This window comes from Bradyrhizobium sp. AUGA SZCCT0176, from assembly GCF_018130145.1.
In the GTDB taxonomy this organism is placed as follows: Bacteria; Pseudomonadota; Alphaproteobacteria; order Rhizobiales; family Xanthobacteraceae; genus Bradyrhizobium.
This window is the reverse complement of sequence record NZ_JAFCMB010000024.1, coordinates 68,943-85,349: the sequence shown is the minus strand read 5'-3', so window position 1 is coordinate 85,349 and position 16,407 is coordinate 68,943. Positions and strand designations below refer to the sequence as shown.

15 protein-coding genes and 1 pseudogene are annotated in these 16,407 nt (G+C 62.4%); 12 read left to right on the top strand and 4 right to left on the bottom strand.

All coding sequences use genetic code 11. The features are described 5' to 3' along the window. The 4 genes and pseudogenes from JQ600_RS37090 to JQ600_RS32220 form a co-directional block, all read left to right on the top strand. A pseudogene (locus JQ600_RS37090) lies at positions 1 to 96 on the top strand (chemotaxis protein CheW); the annotation flags it as partial. Between the two features lie 26 nt (positions 97 to 122). Further along, positions 123 to 512 (top strand): PleD family two-component system response regulator, encoded by a 390-nt coding sequence (locus JQ600_RS32230; RefSeq protein WP_212269058.1) that lies wholly within the window; start codon positions 123 to 125, stop codon positions 510 to 512. Between the two features lie 31 nt (positions 513 to 543). After that, positions 544 to 1,401 (top strand): protein-glutamate O-methyltransferase CheR, encoded by an 858-nt coding sequence (locus JQ600_RS32225; RefSeq protein ID WP_212269057.1) that lies wholly within the window; start codon positions 544 to 546, stop codon positions 1,399 to 1,401. A 3-nt stretch (positions 1,402 to 1,404) separates the two neighbouring features. Next, positions 1,405 to 1,728, top strand: coding sequence for a PilZ domain-containing protein (locus JQ600_RS32220; protein WP_212269056.1), 324 nt, complete (start codon positions 1,405 to 1,407; stop codon positions 1,726 to 1,728). A 189-nt stretch (positions 1,729 to 1,917) separates the two neighbouring features. On the opposite strand, the gene JQ600_RS32215 is transcribed toward JQ600_RS32220, so the two are convergent. Further along, a complete protein-coding gene (locus JQ600_RS32215) occupies positions 1,918 to 2,280 on the bottom strand; it encodes a hypothetical protein (protein ID WP_212269055.1) in 363 nt (120 codons plus the stop codon). A 152-nt stretch (positions 2,281 to 2,432) separates the two neighbouring features. On the opposite strand from JQ600_RS32215, the gene JQ600_RS32210 reads away from it, so the two are divergent. Beyond that, on the top strand, positions 2,433 to 3,071 hold the full coding sequence (locus tag JQ600_RS32210) for a response regulator transcription factor (RefSeq protein ID WP_212001077.1): 639 nt from the start codon (positions 2,433 to 2,435) through the stop codon (positions 3,069 to 3,071). A 154-nt stretch (positions 3,072 to 3,225) separates the two neighbouring features. On the opposite strand, the gene JQ600_RS32205 is transcribed toward JQ600_RS32210, so the two are convergent. From JQ600_RS32205 to JQ600_RS32195, 3 genes are all read right to left on the bottom strand, one after another. Further along, entirely contained in the window at positions 3,226 to 6,732 is a 3,507-nt protein-coding gene (locus JQ600_RS32205; protein WP_212391341.1) for a PAS domain S-box protein, read from the bottom strand. Between the two features lie 70 nt (positions 6,733 to 6,802). Beyond that, on the bottom strand, positions 6,803 to 7,240 hold the full coding sequence (locus JQ600_RS32200) for a response regulator (RefSeq protein WP_212269053.1): 438 nt from the start codon (positions 7,238 to 7,240) through the stop codon (positions 6,803 to 6,805). A gap of 203 nt (positions 7,241 to 7,443) precedes the next feature. Further along, on the bottom strand, positions 7,444 to 8,163 hold the full coding sequence (locus tag JQ600_RS32195) for a GntR family transcriptional regulator (protein WP_212269052.1): 720 nt from the start codon (positions 8,161 to 8,163) through the stop codon (positions 7,444 to 7,446). Positions 8,164 to 8,279: 116 nt separating this feature from the next. Between JQ600_RS32195 and JQ600_RS32190 the strand changes: the two genes are divergently transcribed. The 7 genes from JQ600_RS32190 to JQ600_RS32160 all read left to right on the top strand — a co-directional run bounded on the left by JQ600_RS32190 (position 8,280) and on the right by JQ600_RS32160 (position 16,357). Next, positions 8,280 to 9,287: an ABC transporter substrate-binding protein gene (locus JQ600_RS32190; protein ID WP_409363340.1), complete on the top strand. Its 1,008-nt coding sequence runs from the start codon at positions 8,280 to 8,282 to the stop codon at positions 9,285 to 9,287. Between the two features lie 4 nt (positions 9,288 to 9,291). After that, a complete protein-coding gene (locus tag JQ600_RS32185) occupies positions 9,292 to 10,068 on the top strand; it encodes an ABC transporter ATP-binding protein (protein ID WP_212269050.1) in 777 nt (258 codons plus the stop codon). Positions 10,069 to 10,165: 97 nt separating this feature from the next. Then, the gene (locus JQ600_RS32180; RefSeq protein WP_212391339.1) at positions 10,166 to 11,023 is read left to right on the top strand and encodes an ABC transporter permease; all 858 of its coding nucleotides are present in this window, start codon (positions 10,166 to 10,168) and stop codon (positions 11,021 to 11,023) included. Next, complete coding sequence (gene araD, locus JQ600_RS32175) at positions 11,020 to 12,759, top strand: L-arabinonate dehydratase (protein WP_212269048.1); 1,740 nt, start codon at positions 11,020 to 11,022, stop codon at positions 12,757 to 12,759. The genes JQ600_RS32180 and araD overlap by 4 nt, the downstream gene beginning before the upstream one ends. Positions 12,760 to 12,888: 129 nt before the next feature. After that, positions 12,889 to 13,980, top strand: coding sequence for an SMP-30/gluconolactonase/LRE family protein (locus JQ600_RS32170; RefSeq protein ID WP_212391337.1), 1,092 nt, complete (start codon positions 12,889 to 12,891; stop codon positions 13,978 to 13,980). Positions 13,981 to 14,089: 109 nt separating this feature from the next. Further along, a complete protein-coding gene (locus tag JQ600_RS32165) occupies positions 14,090 to 14,809 on the top strand; it encodes a ribonuclease activity regulator RraA (RefSeq protein WP_212391335.1) in 720 nt (239 codons plus the stop codon). A 105-nt stretch (positions 14,810 to 14,914) separates the two neighbouring features. Continuing rightward, on the top strand, positions 14,915 to 16,357 hold the full coding sequence (locus tag JQ600_RS32160; protein ID WP_212269045.1) for an aldehyde dehydrogenase family protein: 1,443 nt from the start codon (positions 14,915 to 14,917) through the stop codon (positions 16,355 to 16,357). The last annotated feature ends 50 nt before the right edge of the window (positions 16,358 to 16,407 follow it).

Genomic DNA, 16,407 nt, shown 5'->3' with positions numbered 1-16,407 from the left:
CTCGCCGGCGGCGTCCACCGCCTCGACGGCCAGCTCATGGTCGTCCTCGATGTCGATCGCGTCCTCGAAATCGTGCCCACCACACTCGCAGCATAGAACGATCGGAATAAGGAGGTCGAAAAATGAAAACATGTCTTGTCGTCGACGATTCAGGTGTCGTGCGTAAAATTGCGCGCCGCATCCTGGAAGAGATGGGCTTTGAAATCACCGAGGCTGAGGACGGTGAGAAGGCGCTCGAGGTCTGCAAGCTCGCGATGCCGAATGCCGTCCTGCTCGACTGGAACATGCCCGTGATGGACGGTTATGAATTCCTCGGGCATCTGCGCCGATTGCCCGGCGGCGATGTGCCCAAGGTAGTGTTCTGCACCACCGAAAACGGCATGGACCATATCTCGCGCGCGCTGCATGCCGGCGCCAACGAATACATCATGAAGCCGTTCGACAAGGATATCGTCGCCGCGAAGTTCCAGGAAGTCGGCTTGGTCGAGCTTTCAGAACCGACTCCGGTTTAAATCTTATCCGCTTGCCCTTGAGAGGCCACCCGTGACCCCGCCAGACTATGAGTATCTGCGTAAGCTCCTGAAGGACCATTCCGGTCTCGACCTGTCCGCAGACAAGCAGTACCTGATCGAAAGCCGCCTGCTGCCGCTGTCGCGCAAATGCGGCCTCGCCGGCATCAGCGAACTCGTGCAAAAAATGAAGGGTGGCGCGTCGACGATTGTCGCCCAGGTGGTCGAAGCCATGACCACCAACGAGACCTTCTTTTTCCGCGACAAGGTGCCGTTCGATCATTTCCGCGATTCGATCGTGCCCGAGGTGCTGAAGGCACGCGCGGCCCGCAAGAGCATCCGGATCTGGTGCGCCGCCGGTTCGACCGGTCAGGAGCCGTATTCGCTGGCCATGTCCCTGAAGGAGATGAGCGCAGCACTTGCCGGATGGCGGATCGAAATCATCGCGACCGATCTCTCCCAGGAAGTGCTCGAGAAATCCAAGGCCGGCATCTACAGCCAGTTCGAGGTCCAGCGCGGCCTGCCGATCCAGATGCTGGTCAAATATTTCAAGCAGAACGGCGAGCTCTGGCAGATCAATGCCGACATCCGCGCCATGGTGCAGCACCGGCAACTCAATCTGCTGCACGATTTTTCGCAGCTCGGGATGTTCGACGTCATCTTCTGCCGCAACGTTCTGATCTATTTCGACCAGGACACCAAGATCAACATCTTCGGCCGTCTTGCCAAGTCGATGGAAGCGGACGGCTTCCTGGTGCTGGGCGCGGCGGAGACGGTGGTCGGCTTGACCGATGTCTTCAAGCCATTTCCGGACAAGCGTGGGCTCTATCGGCCGAACGCAGCGCGTGCGGCAACGGCAGCGCCGAAAATCGCGGCAATGGCGGGGCGTTGAGGAATGACGGAAGAGAACAAGGCAGCCGAGCGCGTCACGTTCAGCCGGGGCTACGACGTCTGCATCATGGCGATTGACGGAACCTGGCGCCGGGATTGCCAACTCAACTCGATCTCCGATACCGAGGCCACGTTGACCGTGGAGGGCTCCATTCAAGGCCTCAACCTCAAGGAGTTCTTTCTGCTGCTGTCGTCGACCGGGCTCGCCTATCGCCGCTGCGAACTGGTGCGCGTCAACGGCACCGACATGGATATTCATTTCCTGAGGGGCAAGCACGCCAAGAAGCGATCCGGCGCGGCGTCGAAGTCCGAAGAGATGATGTCCTGAGCGTCTAGCTTTCGCACCGAACCGCTGGTGAGGCGGTGAAATCGCTCATTGGCAAAAAGCCGAGGCAACGTCCGGGCCAGGATGGCGGCAAACGGCAAGGACCCGCCAATACAGGCTGGCCGGTTCGATGTTCCCAATTTTCAGATGGCCGTATTGGGCGGGCTGCTGCGGCACGGCGCCGCTATTCGCTTACGCGCTGAGAACCGAAAGCGCCGGCGGACTCCAGGCATAATCGCTGGCGCCCTGCTCCGGTGTATTGGACGGTGTCATGGGGTCGAGCAGCGAGTGGAGGGCGATGGCAAGATTGGCGTCACAGGCCTTCAACGCCACGGTCGCCCTGACATAGGGCGGCGTCACATCATCCAGCACAACGACATTGGTGGAGATGTCTTGGCTGCCGGACGCGGTTTCGCGGGCGATCTCCTGTTCGATCAGCCTCAGGCTCGCCTGGACATGCTCGATCAGGGATATGACATCCGATACCACCGAGCGGTACGCGTTATTTCGGTCGTCGGGTTCGATCGCGATGCCGCCGCCTTGGGGGTTCTGCATAGCTGCACTCCTCAGGCCACTTTTTAGGGGCGCGTTGCTACTTGTGCGTTAAGCGAACGTCCCGTACAAATACGGGGGCGTTTTGATGCGGTATGTAGTTGAGTACCGATATCGAGTGCGCGTCACGTTTCACCATGCACGGAAGTTGAAACATGGCTGAGAAAGCCCACTCCCGCGGGGAGATCTTTGTAGTCGATGACGACCCGGCCGTGCGCGACACGCTTTCCATGGTGCTGTCGGCGGGCGGTTATCAGGTCATCTGTTTTGCCGACGGCGCCGCATTGCTGGCCGTTGCAAGAACCCGGACGCCGTCCTGCATCCTGCTCGACGTGCATATCCCCGGCAAATCGGGCCTCGACATCCTGAAGGAACTGCACGGCGAGGACTATCCTGCGCCGATCTTCATGATCTCCGGGCAAGGCGATATCTCGATGGCCGTCAACGCCATCAAGAGCGGCGCGCTGGACTTCATTGAAAAGCCGTTCCGTGGCAGCGAGATCGTCGCACGGCTCGACGAGGCGATCGAGGCCTATGCGCGCCGGCAGGCGGAAAACAACTCCGCGTCCCGGATCGCGACGCTGCATTTTCCCGGACGCGAGCCGCTCACCCGCCGCGAACGCGAAGTGCTCGAGCAGTTCACCGCCGGCGCGTCCAACAAGGAAGCGGGCAGGCACCTTGGGATCAGCCCGCGGACCATCGAGGATCACCGCGCCAACATCATGAAGAAGCTCGGGGCACGCAACGCCGCTGACCTGGTCCGAATCGTGATGACCACTTCGCGTCAGGCGTGAGTGGACGGCGACGGTGCAGCTTTCGCGAGAATGCGCGGCAGCTGTAGGCCGCTAGAGCGTTTTCCAGCGAAGTGGACACCGGTTCGCGTCAAGAAAACGCGTCAAATCTAGAATCTAGAACCCCGTTCCGATTTAAATCGGAACGGAAAAGGCTCTAGTCGCCGAGGGCCTTGCGAATCATGATGGCCATATCCGATTTGCGATAGGGCTTGGCCAGCAGCAGCACGCCCTCGTCGAGCCGGCCGTGGTGGATGATCGCGTTTTCGGTATAGCCTGACGTGAACAGCACTTTCAGCCCGGGTTTGATCTTCAGCATCTCGTTGGCGAGCTGGCGGCCGTTGAGGCCGGGCATGATCACGTCGGTGAACAGCAGGTCGAAGGGGTGGCCGGCGTTGACGATCGCGAGCGCCTCCGTCGCGTTCCCCGCATCCATCGTGACGTAGCCGAGCGAATGCAGTTGCGTCAGCACGTAATTGCGCACCAGCGCGTCGTCTTCGACCACCAGGATCGTCTCATTGCCGCCCTCGACCGTCGGCCCGTGGCTCGGCCCGGCCGCAAGCGACGTGCCTGAGGCCGGCGGCAGGTACATCTTGATCGTCGTGCCGTGGCCTTCCTCGCTGTAGATCATGATGTGGCCGGCGGATTGCTTGACGAAGCCGTAGACCATGCTGAGCCCGAGGCCGGTTCCCTTGCCCGGCCCCTTCGAGGTGAAGAACGGATTGAACACCTTGTCGAGGATGCCAGCCGGAATGCCGGTTCCGGTATCGCTGACTGCGATCAGCGCGTAGCGGCCCGGCCGGACGTCATTGTGCGTCCTGGTGTAATGCTCATCGAGTACGACCATGCCGGTTTCGATGATCAGCTTGCCTCCGTCAGGCATCGCATCGCGGGCGTTGAGGGCGAGATTGAGGATGGCGGTGGCCAGTTGATTGGGATCGACGATCGCCGGGCAGGATTCGTCTTCAAATACCGATTCGATCTCGACATGCTCGCCGAGCGTACGCTGCAGCAGTTTCGCGGTGTCGATGATCAGCGTATTGACGTCGGTTTCCTGAGGCTCGAGCGGCTGCTTGCGGGCGAATGCCAATAGATGCTGGGTGAGGTCGGCGCCGCGCGACGCGGCTTCGTCAATCATCCGCGTGATGGCCGCGAGTTGCGGCTCGTCCTTGACGGCGTCGGCCAGGATTTCGATCGTCCCGGTGATGACGGTCAGGATATTGTTGAAATCATGCGCGATGCCGCCGGTGAGCTGGCCGACGGCTTCCATCTTCTCGGACTGCCGGATGCGGTCCTCAGTGGCGATCTTGTCGGTGAGGTCGCGTATGAAACCGTTGAACACGAAGCCGTTGCGGCGCTTCAGCGCGGTGACACTCAGTTCGACCTTGATCTCCTTGCCGTCGCGTCGCATCGCGTCGATCTCGAGACGGCGGCCGAGGATCACCCCATCACCGGTGCGCAGGAACCGTTCCAGGCCGGCCGCGTGCGCGTCGCGATGGACGTATGGAATGATCAGTTCGCTGAGTTTGGCTCCGACCGCTTCATCCCGTGTCCAGCCGAAGATATTCTCGGCTTGCGAATTCCAGTCCGCGATCGTGCCCTGATCGTCCATCTGGACAAAGGCATCGAGCGCCGTGTTGATGATCCCGCGGGCCAGCTGTGCGCTTTCACGCAAGGTTTCCTGCGCCCGGCGGGTCTCGGTCATGTCGCGGCCGACAAAGAAGAACCGTCTCACCGGTTGGGACCAGACCCCGAGCCAGGACAGCCACACTTCGCGACCGCTCTTGTGGAAGCAACGCGTGTCCGCAATCGTCGGGCGTTGCCCGCGCCGCAGGGCGCGCATTTCCTGGCGCGAGTTCTCGAGATGATCGGGATGGATGAAGTCTTCTCCACTGCGGCCGATCATCTCGCCGGGCCAATAGCCCAGGATGACGGCGCAACTCGGGCTGATCTGGACCACGGATCCCCGTGAATCCGTCACCATGATCAGGTCCTGCGAAGTCTCGAAGACGCGGCGAAGCTCCTCGGCCTGTTGGCGCAGCTCCAGCCGGGTCTTGTTGCTGTCGGTAATGTCGCGGGCAACCTTCGATATGCCGATGGTCGCGCCCGAGGGCGCCTTGATCGGCGAAATGCTGAGCGAAACCTCGACCGGCGTGCCGTCCTTGCGAAGACGCGTGGTTTCGTTGTGCTCGATGCTTTCACCCCAGCCGATCCGGCGCAGGATGTCCTGCACCTCGGGCAGCCGGCCGGCGGGCATCAGGATCGCGATGTTCTTGCCTGCCGCTTCCGCCGCACTGTATCCGTACAATCGTTCCGCAGCCGAGTTCCAGCCGGTGATCGTGCCGTCGAGCGACGTCGTGATGATGGCGTCGTTGGATGATTCGACCGCCGCGCTGAACAGACGCTCGCGCTCGGCGTGGTGGTCGCGCGCCGCGATGGTGCGGCGATGCTCCTGAACCTCCTGCTGCAGTGCTGCGGTCTTCTCGTTGACCTCCTCGATCACGTCAGCGAATGCGCGCGCCAGCACGCCGGTCTCGCCGCGAGCGTCAACCGGAATGGCGACTTTCCCGTTCCGGGCGGCGCCCTGTACGGCGGCGGTCAGGCGAATGATCGGCCGGGTCAGCGACCTCGCGATCAGCAGGGCCAGCACTGCCGCGCACAACACGGCGATCGTTCCGACCAGAAGGGAGGTGTTTCTGATGCTGGCGGCCGGCGCCATGATCACGGCGTTGGGGGTGGTTTCGATCACGCCAACCCATTCGGTACCAGCCAGAAGGGCAGGGGCGAGAGCTATCCCGCCCGAGCGGGCAGCATGATCCGGGACGATTTCGGCGATGCCGCGGGTTGCCCCTGCCTGCGCCGCCAGTTGCGGAAAGTCGGCTTTCCAGTCGTTGGGCTTGCCGAGCAGCGCGCCGAACTCGCGTGAGCGATCGGGATGAATGAGATAGTCGCCCTGCCGGTTGACGACGTAGATCGTCTCGCCCGGCAACATCGACGACCGCACGCGGTCGAATGCCCGCCGCATATCGACATTGATCATGAAGATGCCGAACGGCTTGCCGTCATCGGCGAAGATCGGCGTCGCGATGCGAATCGTCGGCCTGTGCGTCTCCTCGATCAGTCCGTTGCGGCGTCCCAGATCGAGCGGCGAAACGTAGATTTGTCCGGGACCGAGTGCGAGCGTTTCCGTGAAATAGTTTCGGTCGCTTCTCTTCTGCAGTCCCTCTTCGGGAACGATACGAATCCTGTCGTCTGGTCCCATACGGTCGACGCGGACGACCTCGCGGCCGTCGTCATCAAAGCTGATGATCCGAAACATCGCATAGGTGGGCTTGGCTTCGAGTTCCGCTGCAAGGCGAGTCGCTATCCGGTCGCGCCACGTCTTTTCGGAGACACCATCCACCGGATCGACGCCGCCCGCCCTTCGGGCGCGGATCAGTCCCCGCAACGCCGCTGCCGAACGGAAGCCCGCGACATCTCCGGTCGCACTGGCTGCGTAATATTCGAGGTCGGTCGCCACCTGCCGCGAATGCGTCTCGATGCGGTCTCGGGCGCGCAGCAGCAGCGCCTGTTCCAGGCTGCGATAGCTCAGCCAGCCGACCGCGGAAACCGCGAGCGCGACCAACGCAATCATGGCGATGGCAAGCCTGGTTGTGAGCGTCATTTTTTGATTCGTTCGCCCTCCCGTTCATCCCGGGCAAGCGGCTGGGCGAACCCGGTAATGCTATTTCGCATTACGGGCAGGAAGCAACTCCGCCGGGGGCATGGGATGAACTTGACGACAGGCGTTTGGCGGCCTCCAGGCAGTTCGTGACCATCGCCAGCAGGGCCGCCGGTTTGAACGGTTTCTGCAGACTGGAGACGGCGCCGAGCTTGGTCGCCATGGTCAGGAAGTCGGGGGCGGCGCCTTCTTCCGAAGATATCGGCCGTCCCGAGATCACGACGATCGGTATCAGTGGCCGCAGCTGGTGAACCAGCCGCATGGTCTCGAACCCGTCCATTCCCGGCATGAAGATGTCGAGAAACAGCAGATCGAAATCTTCCTTTTCGAACAGCGCAAGCCCTTTACGGCCGTCACCGGCGGTGACCACGCTATGGCCTGCGCGCTCGAGCAATAGGCGGACCGTGGCCTGAACCGCGGTATCGTCGTCTACTATCAATATTCTTGCCAAAAGAAGGTTCTCCGGGCGCCCGCTGGAATCAGGTCAACGGCAGGTTGCGATTTTCGCTGAAACCTTGTTCTCCTGCAACGGTTTCCCGGCTGCAGATGTTCCTGCCAAGAACCGCATATCCGCCTGTTGTCGGGTAGACAGCGAGCAATTTGCTGCCGCAACGGAGCCGATTCGTCCTGATGGCGCGGATTAATCTGCGGCGTTCAGTCGCTCAGATATTCCGGATACCGCGCCCGGATCTGGGCGAGTTCGCTGAGCGTTCCCGACAGATGGGTGCGCAGATGCTTCTGCGCCCCGTCTGGATCGCCGGCGTCGATCGCCTTGGCGATCAGCCTGTGGTGCCGCACGATGTCCTGCGCCTTGCCGGGGGAGGGCAGATGCAGCCGGCGCAGCCGGTCGATATGGCCGCTGCGGCTGCGCACCAGCGCCCAGATGTCCTGCTTGTCGGCCGCCGTATAGAGCTGGGCGTGGAATTCATTGTCGGCGGCCATGAATTTCTCGAACTCGCCGGCCTTGGCGAATTGCTGTTGGCGCACGATTGTTCCATTCAGCTCGGCGACGAAGGCTTCGTCATGGCGGATCGCCAACCCGCGCACGATCTCCAGCTCCACCGCCTGCCGCAGGAAATGCGCTTGCTGGGCCAATCGCACATCGACCCGGCTGACCACGGTCGCATATTGCGGGAACACGTCGACCAGGCCTTCCTCTTCGAGCCGCATCAGGGCGTCCCGGATTGGCGTCGAACTGATTCCGAACTGCCCGGCCAAAGCGGCCCGCGACAGCGGCGATCCCGGCGGCAGCTCCAGCGAAATGATCATGCCGCGCAGGCGCTCGAATACCTGGGGCGCAGCCTGCCGGTCGCGGTCGAGCCGCTCGGGGGAACGCGGTGCGGCGCGGCGGGCGGCGATTGGCGTTGGACCCATCGGAACAACGGTCCTTTCAGAAGGTGCTTGCCTCAAATACACTAATATATTAGTGCATCTCCTTGAGGGCGTCAATGCGTAGAGACCGCCGGAGGAAACCAACGATGAAGAGCATGATGTGGCGCGCCGCTGCAGGCGCAATCGCAGCACTCGGAATGGCGCTGTCCGGCGCGCCCGCGCTGGCGCAACAGAAAAGCGAGATCGCGCTGTCGCGGCAGCCCGGCATTTTCTACATGCCCTCGCACATCATGGAAAAGCAGAAGCTGATCGAAAAGCACGCCGCGGCGCTGGGCCTTGCGGGCATCACCACCAAGTGGCTCAGCTTCAACAGCGGCGGCGCCCAGACCGACGCGCTGCTTGCGGGGGGCGTCGACATCCTCAACACCGGCACCGGCAACCTGCTGCTGCTGTGGGATCGCACCCGCGGCGGCGTCAAGGGTATCGTTGCGACGTCAGCACAGCCGATGACGCTGATCAGCCGCGACGCCAACATCAAGTCGCTGAAAGATATCGGCCCCAACGACAAGATTGCGGTGCCGACCGTGAAAGTCTCGACCCAGGCGATCGTGCTGCAGATCGCGGCCGCCGAATTGTTCGGCGCCGACCAATGGTCGAAGCTCGATCCCAACACTGTGCAGCTCGGCCATCCCGATGCCTATGTCGCGATGACCAACGCCCAGCACGAGGTTCGCAACCATTTCGCGATCCCGCCCTTTACGTTCCTCGAACTGAAGAACGTGCCCGGCGCCCATGTCGTGCTGTCCTCGCCCGACGTGATGGGCGGGCCGCTGAGCCAGGCGCAGTTCTTCACGACAACCAAATTCGCCGACGCCAATCCCAAGATTGTCCAGGCGGTGCGCGATGCCACCAAGGAAGCGCAGGATCTGATCCGCAGCGACACCAAGGCGGCGGTGGATATCTACAAGGAAGTCACCGGCGACAAGACCAGCGCCGAAGATCTGCTGGCCTGGCTCAAGGAGCCCGGCATGATGGAGTGGAACCTGCAGCCGCAGGGCACCATGAAATTCGCCAACCATCTGTTCAAGGTCGGTACGCTGAAGACCCAGCCCAAGGCGTGGACCGAATATTACCTGCCGATGGCGCATGACCTGAAGGGCAATTGACGCGATGACGGCGCTTCTCGACGTCAGCGACGTAACGCTGCGCTACAAGACTTCGAGCGCGGTGGTGACCGCGACCGAGCGGGTCAGTTTTACGGTCGATCGTTCCGATCGTTTCGTGCTGCTCGGTCCCTCCGGTTGCGGCAAGTCGACCTTGCTGAAGGCGGTCGGTGGCTACATGACGCCGAGCGAAGGCAAGATGCGGATCTCGGGCCGCGAGATCACGGAGCCTGGCGCTGACCGCATGATGATCTTCCAGGAGTTCGACCAGCTGCTGCCCTGGAAGACCGTGCTGGAAAACGTCATGTTCCCGCTTCTGATGACGCGGCGGCTGCCGCGCAAGGAGGCCGAGGTTCGCGCCCGCGCCTACATCGAGAAGGTCAGCCTCACCCGCGTCGTCGACTCCTATCCGCATACGCTCTCGGGCGGCATGAAGCAGCGCGTCGCGATCGCGCGCGGCATGGCGATGGAGCCGGATATCCTCTTGATGGACGAGCCGTTCGCCGCGCTCGATGCGCTGACGCGGCGCACCTGCCAGGACGAACTGCTGCAGCTCTGGTCGGAAACCAAATTCACCGTGCTGTTCGTCACCCATTCGATTGCGGAAGCGATCAAGATCGGCAACCGGATCCTGCTGCTGTCGCCGCATCCCGGACGGGTCAAGGCCGAAATAACAGACGTCGATCAGGTCTCCAGCGAAGACGGCAGCGCCGCTCGGCTCGAAAAGCAGATTCACGATCTGCTGTTTTCGAACGCGGACAACGAAGCCGCCGCGGTACATTAGAGCATGATCCGGAAAAGTGGGTACCGGTTTTCCCTCGCGACAAACGCGGAACGCGTTTGCGCGGAGATCATGCTCAAACAAAAGGATTGAGCGCGCGATGGGCGAAGCGAAAATTCTGATGCGCGACACCTCCGCCGCAGCCGCGTCGGTAGAGGTTGAGCGCAAGCTTTCGGTGCTCGAACTGCTGTGGAACGACGGCTTCGTTCGCAAAGCCGTAATCATCCTCTTCCTCGCGGTGGTTTGGGAAGTCTACGGCACTTACCTCGACAATCCGCTGCTGTTCCCGACCTTTCACGACACCATCGTGACCATGTTCGAGAAGGTGCGCGACGGCACGATCCCGCTGCGCGCCTGGGCGTCGCTGAAGGTGCTGTTCATGGGGTACAGCGCCGGCATCATTCTCGCCGGGATCTTCACCATTCTGGCGATCTCCACCCGCATCGGCACGGATTTCCTCGAAACCGTGACCGCGATGTTCAACCCGCTGCCGGCGATCGCGCTGCTGCCGCTGGCGCTGATCTGGTTCGGGCTCGGCAATGGCAGCCTCGTCTTCGTGCTGATCCATTCGGTGCTGTGGCCGGTCGCGCTCAACACCCATTCCGGCTTCAAGAGCGTGTCGAACACGCTGCGCATGGTCGGCCGCAATTACGGCCTGCGCGGGCTGCCTTACGTGGCGCGCATCCTGATTCCGGCGGCGTTCGGCTCGATCCTGACCGGCCTGAAGATCGGCTGGGCGTTCGCCTGGCGCACGCTGATTGCCGCCGAATTGGTGTTCGGCGTGTCGTCGGGGCAGGGCGGGCTCGGCTGGTTCATCTTCGAAAACCGCAATCTGCTAGACATACCTGCTGTCTTCGCCGGCCTGTTGACGGTGATCATCATTGGCTTGATCGTGGAAAACCTGATCTTCCGCACCATCGAGCGCAACACCGTCCAGAAATGGGGTACTCAATCATGAGCAGCAAAAACAAGACCCCCGACCAGCTTCGCAGCGCGCGCTGGTTCGCGCCCGACGATCTGCGCGCCTTCGGCCACCGCTCCCGCGCGATGCAGATGGGCTACGCGCCGGAGGAATGGAAGGGCCGTCCCGTCATTGCGATTTTGAACACCTGGTCGGACGCGCAGCCCTGCCACATGCATTTCAAATCCCGCGTCGACGACGTCAAGCGTGGCATCCTGATGGCCGGCGGTTTTCCGATGGAGCTGCCGGCGCTGTCGCTGTCGGAATCGTTCCTGAAGCCGACAACGATGCTCTATCGCAACATGCTGGCGATGGACGCGGAGGAATTATTGCGCGGCCATCCCGTCGACGGCGTCGTGCTGATGGGCGGCTGCGACAAGACCACGCCGGGCCTTCTGCTCGGCGCCACCAGCATGGGCCTGCCGACGATCTATCTTCCGGCGGGGCCGATGCTGCGCGGCAACTGGAAGGGCAAGACGCTAGGCTCTGGTTCGGACGCCTGGAAATTCTGGGACGAGCGGCGCGCCGGGAAAATCTCCGACAAGGATTGGGTCGATGTCGAGGCCGGCATCGCCCGCAGCTACGGCACCTGCATGACCATGGGCACCGCCTCGACCATGACGGCGATCGCCGAGTCGATCGGCATGACCTTGCCGGGCGCATCCTCGATCCCGGCCGCCGACGCCGGACATATCCGCATGGCCTCGGAATGCGGCCGCCGCATCGTCGAGATGGTGTGGGAGGATTTGACGCCAAACAAGATCCAGACCCGCAAAGCCTTCGAGAACGCGATCACGGTGGCGATGGCGATGGGCTGCTCGACCAATGCGATCATCCATCTGATCGCGCAGGCCCGCCGCGCCGGCCAGGATATCGGGCTCGATGATTTCGAGATCGCCAGCCGCAAGGTGCCTGTGATCGCCAATGTGCGGCCGAGCGGCGACAAATATCTGATGGAAGATTTCTTCTATGCCGGCGGTTTGCCGGGCCTGATGAGCCGCATCAGGGAGCACCTGCACCTCGACGTCATGACCGTGACCGGCCAGACGCTCGGCGAGAACATCGCCCGCGCCGAAGTTTATAATGACGACGTCATCCGCACCGTGAACGACCCTATCTATGCCGAAGGCGCGCTCGCGGTGCTCAAGGGCAACCTTGCGCCCGATGGCTGCGTGATAAAACCCTCGGCCTGCGAGCCGCGCTTTCTCAAGCACACGGGACCGGCGCTGGTGTTCGACGATTATCCCTCGATGAAGAAGGCGATCGACGATCCCAATCTCGATGTGACCGCGGATCACGTGCTGATCTTGCGCAATGCCGGGCCGCAGGGCGGGCCCGGGATGCCGGAATGGGGCATGCTGCCGATCCCGACCAAGCTGGTAAAGCAGGGCGTGCGCGACATGGTGCGGCTGTCGGATGCGCGCATGAGCGGCACCAGCTACGGCGCCTGTATCCTGCATGTGTCGCCGGAATCCTATATCGGCGGTCCGCTGGCGCTGGTGAAGAACGGCGATCGCATCACGCTCGACGTCAACGCCCGCACCATCAACCTCGATGTGCCGGAGGCGGAGCTTGCAAAGCGCCGCGCCGAATGGAAAGCGCCGGAACGCCGGTTCGAGCGCGGCTATGGCTGGATGTTCACCAAGCACATCAAGCAGGCCAACGAAGGCTGCGATTTCGATTTTCTTGAAACCGGTTTTGGCAAGCCGGTGGGGGAGCCGTCGATTTACTGACGCCGTCGTTCCGGGGCGCGCGCAGCGCGAACCCGGAACCTCGAGATTCCGGGTTCGATGCTGCGCATCGCCCCGAAATGACAAGAGAGAACCGATACCAAGCAAAAAACATCCCAGGGAGGACCACCCATGAGCATCACACGACGCAACATCCTCGCCGCAGCCGGCGCCACCGCGGTCACCACGCTTCTCTCGCGTGCCGCAGGTGCGCAATCATTCCCGTTCACGATGAACCAGCGCTATCCCGATCCGTCGGTGCAAATCCTCGATCCAAGCTTTGCAAAATACCGGATCTATTCGTCTACGATCGAACAGGTCGCTACCGGGATGCGTTGGGCCGAAGGCCCGGCCTATTTTCCCGAGGGAGGCTATCTCCTGTGGAGCGACATCCCCAATAATCGCATCATGAAGTTCGACGAGAAGACCAGCCAGACCAGCGTGTTCCGCGCTAACGCCAACTATGCCAACGGCAACACGCGCGACCGCCAGGGCCGCCTCGTCACCTGCGAGCATTCGGTGACCCGCCGCGTCACCCGCACCGAGAAGGACGGCAAGATCACGGTGCTGGCCGACAAGTTCGAGGGCAAGCGGCTGAACGCGCCGAACGACGTCGTGGTGAAGTCGGACGACAGTATCTGGTTCACCGATCCCTTGTTCGGCATCAATGGCGAGTGGGAGGGCAAGAAGGAGAAGCCCGAACAGGCCACCACCAACGTTTACCGCATCGCCAAGGACGGCAAGATATCGGCCGTCATCACCGACATCGTCAATCCGAACGGCCTGGCGTTCTCGCCCGACGAAAAGAAGCTTTATGTGGTCGAGTGGAAGGGAAGCCCCAACCGCAGCATCTGGGCCTACGACGTCAAGGACGATGGCACGCTCGGCAGTCGCAATAAGCTGATCGACGCCGCCGACCAGGGCGCGCTCGATGGCTTCCGGGTCGATCGCGACGGCAATCTGTGGTGCGGCTGGGGCAGCAACGGCGCGCTGCAGCCGGATCCCACTGACGTTGGCGGCCGCAAGGTGTATCAGCTGAAGGGCAAGTCGGAAGACCTCGACGGCGTGATGGTGTTCAACTCGGCGGGCAAGCCGCTCGCCTTCATCCGGCTGCCGGAGCGTTGCGCCAACCTCTGTTTCGGTGGACCGAAGAACAACCGCCTCTATATGACGAGCTGCCACTCCGTGTACGCGCTTTACGTGGAAGCGCATGGGGCGGTGTGATTGATTACCACCGTCATTCCGGGATGGTCCGAAGGACCAGACCCGGAATCTCGAGATTCCGGGTTCACTTCGCGCCCCGGAATGATGGAATAACTGGGATGATGAAACCATGACAAAACTGAGCGACGCCACCCGCAACAAACTCAAAACCGTCTCGACCGCCACCGTCGCCACCGCGCTGTTCAAGCGCGGTTTCCGTATCCAGATGATCCAGGATGTGCATCCGCTCGGGCCAAATCAGCCGGTGCTGGTCGGGGAAGCCTTCACGCTGCGCTACATGCCCGCGCGCGAGGACCTCAACAAGATCGAGGTGTTCCGCGACCGTGCCCATCCGCAGCGCAAGGCAATCGAGGATTGCCCGCCCGGCGCGGTGCTTGTGATGGACAGCCGCAAGGATGCGCGCGCGGCTTCGGCCGGCGCTATCCTGGTGACGCGGTTGATGAAGCGCGGCGCGGCCGGCGTCATCACCGACGGCGGCTTCCGCGATTCGGCCGAAATCGCGGCGCTCGGCTTTCCCGCCTACCACCAGCGGCCGAGCGCACCGACCAATCTGACGCTGCACCAGGCGATCGAGATCAACGTGCCGATCGGCTGCGGCGACGCGCCGGTGTTCCCCGGCGACGTCATTCTCGGCGACAGCGACGGCGTGATCGTGATTCCCGCGCATGTTGCCGACGAAATCGCCGACGAGGCGGTCGAGATGACCGCGTTCGAGGATTTTGTTACCGAGGAAGTGCACAAGGGCCGTTCGATCCTCGGCCTCTATCCGGCAACCGACGAGCAGACGCCGAAGGATTTTGCGGCTTGGCGCAAGGCCAACGGGCGGTAATATGTTCCCCGGACGCAGCGCAGCGTGAAACGGTGCGCTGCAGAGCCGGGGTCCAGATGTCCGTGACACGAGCTCGAAGAAGACACAACAACGGAGAAATCACCCATGCTGATGTTCAACAATCTGATCGACGGCGAATGGCTGTCCGATGGCGCCCGCGCGCCCAACGTCAACCCATCCGATACCAAGGACATTGTCGGCCAGGCGGTGCGCGGCACGCGCGCGCAAGCCGAGGCCGCGATAGCAGCTGCAAAGGCCGCATTCCCTGCCTGGTCGCGGTCGACGCCGCAGGTGCGCTACGACATTCTGAAGAAGGCGTCGGACGAAATCCTCGCGCGCAAGGACGAACTGGGCCGGCTGCTGTCGCGCGAGGAAGGCAAGACGCTGCCGGAAGGCATCGGCGAAGTCGCGCGCGCCGGGCAGATCTTTGCGTTCTTTGCCGGCGAATGTTTGCGGATGGCGGGCGAGAAACTCGCCTCAGTGCGTCCCGGCATCGACATCGAGATCACACGCGAAGCGCTCGGCGTTGTCGGCCTGATCACGCCGTGGAATTTCCCGATCGCGATACCGGCCTGGAAGATCGCGCCGGCGCTGGCCTATGGCAACACCGTGGTGATCAAGCCCGCCGACCTCGTGCCGGGCTCGTCGTGGGCGCTGGTCGATATCCTGCACCGCGCCGGCCTGCCCAAGGGCGTGCTCAACCTCGTGCTCGGGCGCGGCTCCGAAGTTGGTGCGGTCCTGCTGGAGCATCCTGATGTAGCGGCCATCAGTTTCACGGGGTCAGTTTCCACCGGTCAGAAAGTGGCGGCGGCCTGCATCGCCTCGCGGCCGATGAAGAAGTTCCAGCTCGAGATGGGCGGCAAGAATCCGCTGGTCGTTCTGGACGACGCAGACCTGAAGGTCGCCGTGGAATGCGCCGCCAATAGCGCGTTCTTTTCCACCGGCCAGCGCTGCACCGCCGCTTCGCGCCTGATCGTCACCGCCGGGATCCACGACAAATTCGTCGAGGCCCTCACCGAGCGGATGCGTGGCCTGAAGATCGACGACGCCGTCAAGGCCGGCACCGATATCGGTCCCGTCGTCGATCAGAGCCAGCTCGATCAGGATCTCAAATATATCTCGATCGGCAAGGATGAGGGTGCAAAACTCGCATTCGGTGGCGAGCGCCTCAACCGCGATGCGCCCGGCTTCTATCTGCAGCCGGCGCTGTTCACCGACGTGAGCAACACCATGCGGATCGCGCGCGAGGAAATTTTTGGGCCGGTGGCCGCGGTCATCAGGGTCAAGGATTATGCCGAAGCGCTGGCGACCGCGAATGACACCGACTTCGGCCTGTCATCCGGCATCTGCACCACCAGCCTGAAATATGCCAGCGACTACAAGCGCAATTCCGAAGCCGGCATGGTGATGGTCAATCTGCCGATCGCCGGCGTCGATTACCACGTGCCGTTCGGCGGCCGAAAAGGCTCCAGCTTCGGTGCCCGCGAACAGGGCCGCTACGCGGCGGAGTTTTATACGACGGTGAAAACGGCGTACACGTTGCCGTAAATCGACTACGGACAGTGTGCGTTCCCCGGACCCAGCGCAGCGTGAAACGG

Excerpts from the sequence above, each read along its gene's own strand:
- JQ600_RS32165 (WP_212391335.1), top strand. The coding sequence starts at position 14,090 with ATGACAAAACTGAGCGACGCCACCCGCAACAAACTCAAAACCGTCTCG.
- JQ600_RS32210 (WP_212001077.1), top strand. The coding sequence starts at position 2,433 with ATGGCTGAGAAAGCCCACTCCCGCGGGGAGATCTTTGTAGTCGATGAC.
- araD (WP_212269048.1), top strand. The coding sequence starts at position 11,020 with ATGAGCAGCAAAAACAAGACCCCCGACCAGCTTCGCAGCGCGCGCTGG.
- JQ600_RS32160 (WP_212269045.1), top strand. The coding sequence starts at position 14,915 with ATGCTGATGTTCAACAATCTGATCGACGGCGAATGGCTGTCCGATGGC.
- JQ600_RS32205 (WP_212391341.1), bottom strand. The coding sequence starts at position 6,732 with ATGACGCTCACAACCAGGCTTGCCATCGCCATGATTGCGTTGGTCGCG.
- JQ600_RS32215 (WP_212269055.1), bottom strand. The coding sequence starts at position 2,280 with ATGCAGAACCCCCAAGGCGGCGGCATCGCGATCGAACCCGACGACCGA.
- JQ600_RS32170 (WP_212391337.1), top strand. The coding sequence starts at position 12,889 with ATGAGCATCACACGACGCAACATCCTCGCCGCAGCCGGCGCCACCGCG.
- JQ600_RS32230 (WP_212269058.1), top strand. The coding sequence starts at position 123 with ATGAAAACATGTCTTGTCGTCGACGATTCAGGTGTCGTGCGTAAAATT.
- JQ600_RS32195 (WP_212269052.1), bottom strand. The coding sequence starts at position 8,163 with ATGGGTCCAACGCCAATCGCCGCCCGCCGCGCCGCACCGCGTTCCCCC.
- JQ600_RS32180 (WP_212391339.1), top strand. The coding sequence starts at position 10,166 with ATGGGCGAAGCGAAAATTCTGATGCGCGACACCTCCGCCGCAGCCGCG.
- JQ600_RS32220 (WP_212269056.1), top strand. The coding sequence starts at position 1,405 with ATGACGGAAGAGAACAAGGCAGCCGAGCGCGTCACGTTCAGCCGGGGC.
- JQ600_RS32185 (WP_212269050.1), top strand. The coding sequence starts at position 9,292 with ATGACGGCGCTTCTCGACGTCAGCGACGTAACGCTGCGCTACAAGACT.
- JQ600_RS32190 (WP_409363340.1), top strand. The coding sequence starts at position 8,280 with ATGTGGCGCGCCGCTGCAGGCGCAATCGCAGCACTCGGAATGGCGCTG.